Here is an 11728-nt window from a genome sequence, read left to right as displayed (position 1 = left end):
GGCGAGTGGTATTCCTGAACCCATCACAGGAAACCAGGCGCCTGATCCATCAAAGAGCGGCGTAATTCAGGTGACTTCTTTGTTGACAAACACCGTATACCGGCCGAACAAGGAAAATCAGCCGGCTTTGTATTAACGCCTATTTTTTAAGTGAAAAAAAGCCGAAAACGCCAATAATTTTTCTGGACAAGCACGGAAAACCATGTTAACCTTCAAACAATTGAATGTTCAATTGTTTGAAGGTTAATTCCGGAGGGTCTTTTGCAGAGCAGTAAGCATCTTCACCTGGGCGGACAGACTTTGGTGAAGCTGGCCGAAGACATGCTTGGGCGGGCTGAAGGAGACAGGATTGAGTCCGTTTCCGGGTATTCCCGCAGGCTGTCCGTAGCGGTAGGCACAGTTCAGAAGGCTTTGAAAGAGCTGGAGGACCTGAGGGCGGTAGTCTTGCAGGGGAAAGGCCATATGGGGTCTTTTGTAAAGAATATCAACTACGACAGGCTGTACAGTATTTGTGGCATTTCAACAATAATCTTTTCCCTGCCGCTCCCGTATACAAAACGGTTGGAAGCTGTGGCTACCGGGTTTTTCAAGCATTTCCATACTTCGTACGGTTCCGTATCGTTTGAACTTTCTTATATGCGCGGTAGCCGTCAGAGGGTTAATTCGCTGATGAACAACAGATCTGACGGCGCAGTTATTTCAAGGCTGGCAGCAGATATCCTCATTAAAGAGGGGTTTCCGATAGAAATAGTCGCCGGACTCGGCCCGGGAAGTTACCTGTCCTCTCACGGGCTTATCTTTAGCGGAAATGATTGCGCTTCGGTAAAGTCCCTTGGAGTAGACCCGATGTCGCTGGATCAGACAGTAATGACGGAAAGGTTTCTGCGCGAATCCGGCCTTTACATAAATCTGGTGGAGATCCCGTACAGCCAGATTATCGAGAACATTAAAACCGGGGTGGTGGACGGAACCATCTGGAACCGTGACTATGTCGTAGAGCGGATAGGTGAACTTAATTTTAGAGAGCTTTCTTCGCCTGGGGCTGACGAGGCGTCTACGGAGGCTGTCCTGGTTATTAATAGTGATAATCTTCCCGTGAGACATTTTATCAAGCGGAATATGGATATTGAAAAGGTAACGGCTGCCCGTGAAGGGGTAATAAAAGGAACATTGCTTCCGGAATATTAGAGGTGCGGATGAGTTTGGATTTCAGGCTGGGACTGCTGGAACAGTCCGGCCAGATGAGCAGCAAAGTTAAAGAAAATATAGAGGCGATACGGACGTTCTTTATTGATGACGCCGGTATCGAACTGATTGAGGAAAACGGCAGCAGGTTTATTACGCATGTCGTTATGGCATTGGGGCGTATTGAACGGGAAGAGCCAGTAGAAGCTCTTGACGATGAAGCGTTTGAAGAGTTCAAGGAGTCGGACGTATTTGAGAAGGCTACCGACATGACTGACAGGCTTGTCGGGATACTGTCGTTTGATATTCCGGAATCGGAGATTAAGTATTTTATTATAAATATTTGTCTGATATTGGATGAGGACTAGGAGGGGCTGATGGTCAGAATTGTAGTCGGGGGACAGATAGGGAAAAAGGATATTGTTGCCCTGATAGAAAAACACGGTAGCGGTAAGGTGGAAGTTAAGGAAATGGGCGACATCGAGGCGGCGCTCGCAGTAAAAAACAATGCCGCTGATTATTACTTCGGTGCTTGTAACACCGGAGGAGGCGGTGCCTTGGCTATGGCAACAGCGATTCTGGGAATGGATGTTTGTGCAACCTTGTCTATTCCCGGAAAAATCAAGACTGATGAAGAGATAGAGCGTGAAGTAAAACTGAACAAGAAGGCATTCGGTTTTACATTTCAGCATGCGGAACAGATAGTTCCAGTTATATTGAGGTTCCTTTCATAATTTGGAGGATATATGAATTATGTTATTATCGGTCTATTGGGAGCGCTTACATCCGTTCTGGCAAACAGAGGGATTGCGGTTTTCAATGACGGTCTTAGGCCGGTTCTTCCTGAGTACCTTGAAGGAAGAATGGATAAGAAGTCTCTTGCAGCTACTTCTTTTGCGTTGAGTTTTGGATTGGTTATAGGATTTGGCATACCATTTTCCATTGGTAAATCCATTATGCTTATCCATTGCGTTCTGCTGGGTACGGATATAATCGGTACATGGAGTCCGAAGGATAAGAAACTCGGAATGATTGTATCCGGCACTGTAGGTGCTTTGTACGGAATCTTTCTTGTTGTTGGATTGCAGGTGGTTGTAGATCTTTTTGCAATGCTTCCATTTAACTTCCTTGGTCCGCTGGGCAAGGTTGGAGATCCTATAGTAGCAGCATTCGCGTTGTTTCCGGTATTGGTTGTTGCATACCAGTATGGGATGAAGAAGGGCATAATAACCTTTGCAATTACAATTGCAGGCAGACAGTTCTTTGAGATATTTGGTAAATTCTCTATAAACGGCAACAATGTCTCACTTAATCCGGATGGAATGGCACTTTTTATCTCTATGCTGATCATGCTGGTGTTTGCAATCAGGGAAAAGAAAAGCGATGCTGATGCAGTAGGAGCCAATACCCAGCTTTTGGGACTTTTTGGTGAACGTGTTAACAGGATAAAGAAAAATGTTTTTCTGTTAGCTCCAATGGGCGGTCTTGTAGCAGCGGCCACAAGTGCCACAATAATAGCTGGTGATCCTATCTCCCTTAATCTTTTGAATGAGGGGCTTGTGACAGATGCAGGTTTTGTAGCATTAGCTAGGGCTCTGGGATTTATTCCCTTGATTGCAACTACTGCAATTGCTACCGGTGTATATAGTCCTGTCGGTATGACATTTGTATTTGTTGCCGGAATATTTATAACAAATCCTTTGTTGGCTTTTGTTGTCGGCCTTGCTGTAATATTTGCGGAGGTTTATTTACTTGCAGCTGTAGCCAGGCTTCTGGACAGATTCCCCGGAGTCAGAGCTTGTGCTGATCATATAAGGACAGCTATGGGACGAGTCCTTGAGGTTGCATTGCTTTTAGGCGGAGCCATAGCAGCAAATTCTATGGTACCGAAACTTGGATTCTTCTTTGTCATAGGTGTATGGCTGATGAACAAGAATGCGAAGAAGCCTATGGTAAGTATGGCTGTCGGACCTATAGCAGCGATCCTGTTCGGACTGCTGGTGAATATTCTGATGCTTGTCGGACTCATTCAGCTTCCGGCGTAACACGGTTATGGATTTATACAGACTCTCGCTACAGCATGCCCTTGCATTCCGGCACAGGGATTCGGTGCTGGATATCAGCCCCGATACGATGCTGGAGGCAGGCAAGGCTGCTGAATCAGGCCTGAATCCGGGGCTGATGGGAGTAAAAGAGACCGGAGGTATACCCCGGTCTCTGCTTTCTGTTCTGGTTCAGAATGGATTCGTATGGCATACTATCGACAGAATGTCGGACAGAGGCAGGGCTGTAGACCCATCCTTAGTAAATCCGCTCACCGGCAGGGCAATGACGGGTTCTTCAAGCGGAACCGCTCTTAATGTTCTGTACGGAATAAACGACATAGGCATCTGTAGCGACGGCGGGGGATCCGTACTTGGTCCGGCCCTTTCTTTGAGCCTTTACTCGATAATGGCTAAAGGAATGGGGCTTCTCTGCAGCAACAACAGGATTTCCACCGACGGGATCGGATTCATTCCCGGGGTAGGGGCGGTTTCGCATTCGCTTTCAAATATAGTGCGTTTTGCGGAATGCTTCGCAGTGGAAGATTCAGATAGCCGCGGCTTGGGTGGTGGCGTCGTTCTTCTGGGCAACAACTTTTCAGGAAGTGGTGTCTTCGATTCGGTTAAAGCCGTGCTGGCGGAGAACCAAATCGGTCATTCGGAAGAAGTGCTTCCGTCGGATATGTCCAGGGCAAGCCTTATCGACTGGGTCGCCGGGCAGTTCGGCGCCGGACGGACTATTCTTTCCGTGGAAGGGCCAGCCGATGTTTGCGGATTCGGCGATTCCCTCTGCGGGGTTATGGGACAGTGCGGCAACGAGTATTATGACGGGCACGGCAAGTACCTTGTCAAGGTTGCCAATATGTGCAACGCCACCGCATTGACCCTTCCTCTTTCCGAGCTGGGCAGTGGCCTTGTTCTGATGGCGCCGGAAGGAGCCGGCAATGCGTCCGGACTTCTGGAGCTTGCCCTCAGGCTTGACCGCGAAAACCGGCCGAAGCTTTATCTTGACTATTTCCGCGACTGCGCGCTAAAGCCGGTCAACAAAATAGCTTTCGCACTTGAGTGATATCTGGAGCATGTAATGATATATTCACACGAACACATGAGCCTTGATCTGTCGGGACCGAAAAATGATCCGGACTGCAGGCTTAACGATTTTGAGGCCACCCGGACCGAGCTTTTGGACCTTCAGAAAAAAGGCGTCGATTCAATAATCGAGCTTACTGCAAGGGGCATGGGCAGGGACGTTGTCTTTTTAAAACGCCTCTCCGAAGAGACCGGGATGAGGATTCATGCCGCAACCGGATATTACAAGGTGCCGTTTCTTCCGCCGGAGGTGGAGCAGCTGCCGGTTGAAAGGCTTGCAGGAATAATGGTCTCCGAGATAGTCGACGGCATTATGACGGACTCGGAGCAAGGGCCGGACGGAGCGCCCGTCAATTCGGGGATCAGGGCGAAGGTCATAGGAGAAATAGGAACAAGCCTGAACACAGTATTACCTCTTGAAGAAAAGGTATTCCGCGCAGCCTGTCTTGCTCATCAGGAGACTGGTATCCCGATTTCCACCCATACGACGCTGGGTACTATGGGGGCGGAACAACTTGAAATATTCGGGGAATACAATATCGACTTGAGCCGTGTCGTAATAGGGCATACGGATCTGGCAAACGATTTTGATTACATAGAAAAACTTGCCGACTGCGGCGTTTACATAGCATTCGACACGATCGGGAAGATCAGCTATCTGCCGGAGGAAACGAGGGTTTCCTTTATTAAACGGCTTGTCGGAAAGGGACATCAGGATCGTATTCTGATGTCGGTGGATATAACAAGGCTGTCGCACCTTAAATCGCGCGGCGGAATAGGGTATTCATATCTTATAGATACGTTCATACCGATGCTTTATGAAGCGGGATTGTCCGAAAGTACGGTGGACTTGTTTATGGATAAGAACCCAAAATCAATTTTCGGCGATGTATAGATGAAAACCTACCCACTTGAAACTATTTCCATAGATGAAGCGATAGAACAGCAGCACCGGCTGGTAGATGCCGCGTCTCGGCATATTCTGGGCGCCCGGATGCTGTCCGAAGGAGACCTCGGACTTGTGCCGGGTATAGGCGGGCCAGCTACTACCAGGGATGTTGAGAAGGTGTTCGCCGATTTTTTTAACGTAGAGGATTCGGTGCTCGTAAGGGGGGCCGGAACAGGCGCAATAAGGGAGGGGCTGTGCTCAATGGTTGCTTCCGGGACTGCGGTGCTTGTGCATGATGCGCCCGTATATCCAACGACCGTCAATACCTTCGAAATGATGGGGCTTAAAGCTGTCAAAGCAGATTTCAATTCGACAGCGAGTCTGGAAAAGGCTCTATCGGAGTTGTCCGGAGGGATAGAATCCGTTCTTGTGCAGTATACGCGGCAGAAAATGGAAGACAGTTACAATATCGGCGAGGTTATTTCTGTAGTAAAAAAGGCAATGCCCGGTATACCGGTAATTACGGACGATAACTATGCCGTACTCAAGGTCCGCAGAACCGGCGTCGAGCTTGGGGCGGATCTTTCCGCATTTTCGATGTTCAAGCTTATGGGGCCCGAGGGTATAGGGATTGTGATCGGAAAAAGAAAATATGTCGAAAATATCAGGAAGAGTCACTATTCCGGCGGCTCCCAGGTACAGGGGCACGAGGCGCTTGCGGCTCTGCGCGGAATGGTCAGCGCTTCCGTTCTGCTTGCCGTTCAGGGCAGGACTATAGAAAAGCTTTGTGCAGAACTGAACAGCGGAAGAATACGCGGAGTAGAAAGCGCTTTTATAGCAAACGCACAGTCGAAGGTCATAATAATCCGGCTTGAAAAGCCGGTCAGCGCCGGCGTAATAGAAGCGGCCGGCCGTCTTGGCGCCGGATCATGGCCGGTAGGAGCCGAATCTAAATACGAGATATTACCGATGATTTACCGGGTAAGCGGAACCTTCACGAAGGCGGATCCCGAGGGAGCCGCTTATATGATCAGAATTAATCCAAACAAGGCCGGAGTTGATACAGTAGTGCGAATCTTGAAAGAAGCAATCTCCATGCAGCAAAACGACGATTCCACTTCAAAGGAGAAATAATTGTTTCTGGAAAAAATGATAAACCAAAATCCTGAATTAATAGAAGCTGTCAGATTCTTTCATACAAAAGGGCTTATCCAGCCTGACAGTTATGTGCTTGATATGGATGCAATAATGGAGAACAGTCTTCGAATTTCCCGGAAGGCTGTGGATCTGAACCTCCGTCTTTATCTTATGACCAAACAGTTTGGACGGAATCCTATGGTTGCCTCACGAATCCTTGAACTTGATAATTTTGACGGCATAGTAGCGGTAGACTATAGAGAGGCTGAAACCCTTGCTAAAGCCGGGCTGCCTTTGGGGCATATAGGTCATCTGGTACAAATACCTGAACATTTAATCGGGTCTTTGCTGCATTACAAACCTGAAATAATAACAGTATATTCAATTGATAATGCCCGGTTTATTGGGGAAGAGGCTGTTAAATCAGGTTTTGAACAGCCTGTTATGCTGCGAGTGTGGAAAGACAAGAATTCTCTGTATCCGCAGCAGGAAGGCGGGATTCATGTTTCCGGAGTTGAAGATTTCTATAACCGGATAAGTTCGGTAAAAGGAGTCAGGCTGTCTGGGGTGACAGGTTTTCCGGCTCTTGTCTATGATTCTATCAAAGGTGTTGTGACAAAAACTTCCAATCTTGATGCAGTAAAAGAAAGCGCAAAAATTCTTGAAAGACTTGGCGCGGATATAGGGCAGATAAATCTTCCGTCTTTGAATCATGACGGAACCCTTGAACTTCTGGCTGAAAACGGTGGAACCCATGCAGAACCAGGTCATGGTGTTTTAGGAACCACTCCGGACAGGATTGAGCCTGATTCTCAGGGTAAACCAGCTCTTTGTTATCTGTCAGAGATATCACATAATTTTGAGGGTAAGGGCTATTGTTACGGAGGTGGATATTACAGCCGATCCCATATGCAAAACGCGCTTGTAGGCAGTCAACGATCCTTAATTGGTTGTGAAAATGGTTGTATTGATTACTATTTTGTTCTTGAGAGACCATTTAAGGCAGGCATGCCGGTTGTAACTTGTTTCAGAAGTCAGATCTTTGTAACCAGAAGCCGGGTCAGTGTCATTGAAGGACTTTCAAAGGGAAAACCTCAGGTAGCAGGAACTTTCACTGCACAGGGAGAACGGGTTTGTTAGGCAGAAAAAGATTTATAGTAATTGTTATTGATAGTTATGGTGTCGGCGCCATGGAGGATGTTTTAATCGATAGGCTCGAAGATATGGGCACTAATACTGTTCTTCACGTCTTTGAATCAGTTCCGGATCTTAAGCTTCCGGTTCTTGAAAAACTCGGACTCGGAAATGCGCTGGGCTATGATGTTTCCAATATCAGGAAAGTGGAGAACGCTTTATGGGGTCGTGCCAAACTGGCGCATTTTGGGGCTGATACATTCTGGGGCCATCAGGAGATAATGGGAACCAATCCTCTTAGACCTGAATACCAGCCTTTCTCCGAGATCCTGGAAGAAGTAAAAAGCGTGCTCCTGGAAAATGGTCATAAGGTGGATCTTTATGGTAAAGACGGGAAAATCCTGGTTGTTGATGATGTTATGACTGTGGGTGACAATCTGGAAACTGCCCCAGGTTTTAATCACAATGTAACCGCTGCACTGGATCTTGTTGATTTCTCAATGGTAACAGCTGTCGGCAGGCTTGTTCGCAGTATCTCCAGGGTCAGCCGGGTGATCGCGTTCGGAGGGCTTAATGTAAGTATGGAGGACATCTTAGGGGCCTACCGCAATCCGGGTAACCTAGCAGGTGTGGGATCCGCCGAAAGCGGTGTTTATAAAAATGGTTACAAGGTGATCCATCTGGGTTATGGGGTAGACCCTACTACCCAGGTTATAAACAGGTTTTCTGAAGCCGGGATAAAGTCCGCACTTGTAGGAAAGGTAGCCGATATCGTTGATAATCCTGGAGGATATGTGTCTTCAACGGTAGATACCGGGAAATGTATGGAAGAGTTGCGATATTTGCTGGATGAGGGTGAGTATGAATTTATCTGTGTGAATATCCAGGAAACCGATTTGGCAGGACATAGTCAGGATCCGGTTGGTTACGCTGAAAAGCTGAAGATAGTTGATGATAAACTGGCAGGGATCTTGGATTCGTTGGGTGAAGAAGATTTATTGATTGTAACTGCAGATCATGGAAATGATCCTTTATGCGGACATAGTCAACATACCAGGGAAGAGGTTCCCCTTCTTGTATATGCCGGCAATATAGCTTCAGGCATGATTGGGAAAAGGGAAAGTCTTGCGGATATAAGTGCAACAGCTGCCGATTTTTTCGGAACCCGCTTTCCTGAATCAGGTAAAAGCTTTTTAGATAAAATTTTCAAAGGAGATTTCCGGTAATGATAAAGAAAGAAATAAGAATTAATAATCCGACAGGCCTTCATACTCGTCCCGGTAACCAGTTTGTTAAGCTTGCCAAAACCTTCACTTCAGATATTACTATCCAAAAGGATTCAAATCTTTTTAACGGGAAAAGCCTTGTCAAGCTAATGAAAGCAGGTATAAGTCAGGGAGATATGATAACTCTGAATTGTGAAGGGGAAGATGAGGTTTGCGCGGCAGAAGCATTGGAGAAGTATATCGCAGGATTAGAGGAATAAGATGAAAGAGTTCAGGGGCATAGGGGTTTCTTCCGGGCTAGTTATTGGTCAGGTATATGTTCTGGTAAAAAAGGATATAGAAACTTTTTCCAGAAAAAGGATTTCTGCTGATCCGCAGGCGGAATTCAAACGGTATTCTGAATCACGGGAGAGGGTTCTGGCTTATCTTCAAACAATAGTTAAAAATCTGGAAATCAACGGATTTGAAGAACGGGCAGGTATCTTTGAAGGACATATGGAATTTGTTGATGATGAAGACGCCATAGCCGAGATTGAAAAGGTTCTGGGAAATGGTGAGTTATCGGCAGAGGCGGCAGTATCTGATTATTACAAAGAATGTTCAAATGAAATGGCTGCGATGGATGATCCCTATTTTCAGGAACGTGCGTCGGATTTTCTTGATGTTCGGGAAAAGCTTTTGCTGGCTCTTCAAGGGGATTCCCTTCAGCCTTTAGCAGCATACCCGGAAGATGCGGTAATCTGCTGCAGGGAACTTGTCCCCTCAGATACTGCCCTTCTGGACAGAACAAAGGTCAAGGGCTTTGTTACTGAAACCGGAAGCAGTACGAGTCATATAGCTATACTTGCAAAGGCTCTTGGTCTTCCTGCTGTTGCAGGAGTTGATGGTCTTCTTGCCTCCGTAGAAACCGGTCAGTTTGTTTTTATGGACGGCAGCTCAGGCAGCATTGTTCTGGAGCCGAATCAGGTTTTTATGAAACAAGCCGGAAAAACTATCAGAGATGCTCAGGACAGACGGCAGCATCTGCTTGAGAAATCCTGCTTACCTGCGGTTACCCCAGATGGGCGCCGGATACGACTCTTCAGCAATATCGGTTCCCTGGATGAAGCAAAAGTAGCCTTGCAGCTGGGAAGTGAGGGCATAGGCCTCTTCAGGACCGAATTTCTATATGCAGAAAAACCCCAGCCGCTGGCGGAACAAGAGTTGATAGAAGTTTTCGGCGCTGTAGCGGACATTTTTGAGGATAAACCCGTTATAGTTCGAACGCTGGATGTAGGAGGAGATAAGCCTCTGCCCTGGCTTGATATACCAGCCGGTGATAATCCGTTTCTTGGTTACAGAGGTATAAGGATCTATAAAGAATTTATAGACTTGATAACCTGTCAGTTAAGAGCCCTGTTAAGAGCAAACGCAGTTGAGAGCCGTGATCTTCGTATTATGTTTCCTATGGTAATCTCTCAGGAAGAGGTGGAGTGGCTGATTGAATTGGTTCATACCATAGAATCTTCTTTGACAGAGGAAGGTCTGGCTTACCGCCACTGCCTGCTGGGGATAATGATCGAAACCCCTGCCGCCTCGCTTATGGCTGATAAGCTTGCTCCTATGGTTGATTTTATCAGTATTGGTTCAAATGATCTTACTCAATATACCCTTGCAGTAGACAGAGGGGATACCGCTGTTCATCATCTTTATAATCCGCTTCACCCTGCCGTAAAGAGATCCATAGAACACATAATTGCTGAGGCAGGATGTTATGGTACAGAAGTAGGTTTGTGCGGTGAACTCGGAGGAACAAGAGAGGGGATTGAATTTTTGGCTTTTCTGGATATAGATGAAATTAGTATCAGCGGGGAATATATTCTCGAAGCTAGGGATCTGATAAGAAATATGAGTATGTAACGATAGATGAACTTGAGACATTCTCAGTATTTTATGATTTCTGTGGGAATTACCCTCTAAACCTGCCGCCTATAGGGGGGGCGGACGTTTTCTTGGACTGATTTTACGCTGCTTTTCCGTAAGCGTCAATTTCACCGCACGTCTGCGAGAAACGCGGTGTTGACCTCTTCAGGATTGAGATTGGCTGGCATGAGAATCTCCCACTCACCGATGGATATATTCGGGGGTGCGGACAAAAACTTGGACTACATTCTGAAGGAGGTAGTCCGTGTATTCGTATGAAGAGAGAATGAGAGCGGTGAAGCGTAAGCGACAATTTCACCCCACCTACCGCGGTGGAGCGACATAACCAATAATCGGGCTCTCAAGGAGGCCCGAATGACGAGAAAAGAACGAGACGCATACCGACGCAGCGTCGTCCATCAGTACCGGGAAAGCGGGATGTCCCGCAAAGCTTTTTGTGCGGAAAACGGAGTGGCCCTGAGCTCACTGGATCTCTGGAAACGCCGGTATTCGAACAGAACAGACGATCTCGAGAATAGTGCGCCATCCGTCGTATCGCTGGGAACCGTCACCCCAGCACGGACAGGACGCACCCTGCGCGTTTCATCGACGAGTGGCGTCAATGCAGAACTCGACCTGCCGGCAACCGATAGTGAAATCGCCGCCGTGGTGCGAGCGATCGCATCATTATGATTGGCCCGGATCTGAGTCGGGTAGAGATCTTCATCCGGCCCGGCGGAACTGATATGAGAAAACAGATCAATGGCCTGTCCATGATTGCCACCGAGCATATGGAGCAGGATCCGCTTTCCGGCGCTCTGTTCCTGTTCTGTAACAAACACCGAAGAATCCTGAAGGCCCTTTACTGGGATGCCACCGGATTTGCGCTCTGGATGAAAAAGCTTGAACGCGATCGCTTTCCCTGGCCGCAGACCGAAGAGGCGGCGCGCAGGATATCAGCTGGCGAGCTGCAGAGGGGGTGCGGACGTTTTCTTGGACTGGTTTTACGCTGCTTTTCCGATGGCCTGGCGGTATTCAACCGGACTCAGACCCCCGAGGGATAGCTTTACACGCCGTTCATTATACCACCGAATATACCGATCCAGTTGATCAATGAACTCTTC

The 11728-nt window shown here is 47.5% G+C and carries 13 protein-coding genes and 1 pseudogene; 13 read left to right on the top strand and 1 reads right to left on the bottom strand.

All coding sequences use genetic code 11. The features are described 5' to 3' along the window. The first annotated feature begins 261 nt into the window (after positions 1 to 261). The 13 genes and pseudogenes from yhfZ to tnpB all read left to right on the top strand — a co-directional run. Positions 262 to 1188, top strand: a complete 927-nt coding sequence (yhfZ, locus tag BW950_RS14040) for a GntR family transcriptional regulator YhfZ (RefSeq protein ID WP_076489932.1) — start codon at positions 262 to 264, stop codon at positions 1186 to 1188. An 8-nt stretch (positions 1189 to 1196) separates the two neighbouring features. Next, positions 1197 to 1553, top strand: a complete 357-nt coding sequence (locus tag BW950_RS14035) for a PRD domain-containing protein (protein WP_143559270.1) — start codon at positions 1197 to 1199, stop codon at positions 1551 to 1553. A gap of 9 nt (positions 1554 to 1562) precedes the next feature. Beyond that, entirely contained in the window at positions 1563 to 1919 is a 357-nt protein-coding gene (locus BW950_RS14030) for a DUF2620 domain-containing protein (protein WP_076489930.1), read from the top strand. Between the two features lie 12 nt (positions 1920 to 1931). After that, positions 1932 to 3230 carry a YhfT family protein gene (locus tag BW950_RS14025; protein WP_076489929.1) on the top strand — a complete coding sequence of 433 codons (1299 nt, stop codon included), beginning with the start codon at positions 1932 to 1934 and terminating at the stop codon, positions 3228 to 3230. Between the two features lie 7 nt (positions 3231 to 3237). Next, positions 3238 to 4296: an amidase gene (locus BW950_RS14020; RefSeq protein ID WP_143559269.1), complete on the top strand. Its 1059-nt coding sequence runs from the start codon at positions 3238 to 3240 to the stop codon at positions 4294 to 4296. 15 nt (positions 4297 to 4311) lie between these two features. Further along, a complete protein-coding gene (locus BW950_RS14015) occupies positions 4312 to 5211 on the top strand; it encodes a phosphotriesterase family protein (protein WP_076489927.1) in 900 nt (299 codons plus the stop codon). Continuing rightward, complete coding sequence (locus tag BW950_RS14010) at positions 5212 to 6339, top strand: aminotransferase class V-fold PLP-dependent enzyme (RefSeq protein ID WP_076489926.1); 1128 nt, start codon at positions 5212 to 5214, stop codon at positions 6337 to 6339. It abuts the gene before it with no gap. Further along, positions 6340 to 7482 (top strand): alanine racemase, encoded by a 1143-nt coding sequence (locus BW950_RS14005; RefSeq protein ID WP_076489925.1) that lies wholly within the window; start codon positions 6340 to 6342, stop codon positions 7480 to 7482. It begins immediately after the preceding gene. Then, positions 7476 to 8702 (top strand): phosphopentomutase, encoded by a 1227-nt coding sequence (locus BW950_RS14000; RefSeq protein ID WP_200796844.1) that lies wholly within the window; start codon positions 7476 to 7478, stop codon positions 8700 to 8702. The genes BW950_RS14005 and BW950_RS14000 overlap by 7 nt, the downstream gene beginning before the upstream one ends. Continuing rightward, positions 8702 to 8962, top strand: a complete 261-nt coding sequence (locus tag BW950_RS13995) for an HPr family phosphocarrier protein (RefSeq protein WP_076489923.1) — start codon at positions 8702 to 8704, stop codon at positions 8960 to 8962. The genes BW950_RS14000 and BW950_RS13995 overlap by 1 nt, the downstream gene beginning before the upstream one ends. A gap of 1 nt (position 8963) precedes the next feature. Next, entirely contained in the window at positions 8964 to 10601 is a 1638-nt protein-coding gene (gene ptsP / locus BW950_RS13990; RefSeq protein ID WP_076489922.1) for a phosphoenolpyruvate--protein phosphotransferase, read from the top strand. A 378-nt stretch (positions 10602 to 10979) separates the two neighbouring features. After that, positions 10980 to 11297: an IS66 family insertion sequence element accessory protein TnpA gene (tnpA, locus tag BW950_RS15655; RefSeq protein ID WP_143559268.1), complete on the top strand. Its 318-nt coding sequence runs from the start codon at positions 10980 to 10982 to the stop codon at positions 11295 to 11297. Continuing rightward, positions 11294 to 11518: pseudogene (gene tnpB, locus BW950_RS15650) on the top strand (IS66 family insertion sequence element accessory protein TnpB); the annotation flags it as partial. The gene tnpA and the pseudogene tnpB, both read left to right, overlap by 4 nt. Positions 11519 to 11608: 90 nt before the next feature. On the opposite strand, the gene BW950_RS13980 reads toward tnpB, so the two are convergent. Continuing rightward, positions 11609 to 11728 (bottom strand): IS3 family transposase (locus BW950_RS13980; protein ID WP_143559267.1); only part of this gene is annotated, 120 nt, incomplete at its 5' end.

Origin of the sequence: Alkalispirochaeta americana, assembly GCF_900156105.1 — a bacterium.
Taxonomy (GTDB): domain Bacteria; phylum Spirochaetota; class Spirochaetia; order DSM-27196; family Alkalispirochaetaceae; genus Alkalispirochaeta; species Alkalispirochaeta americana.
Note: the sequence above shows the minus strand (reverse complement) of the source record. Positions and strands in the feature narration are given on the sequence as shown.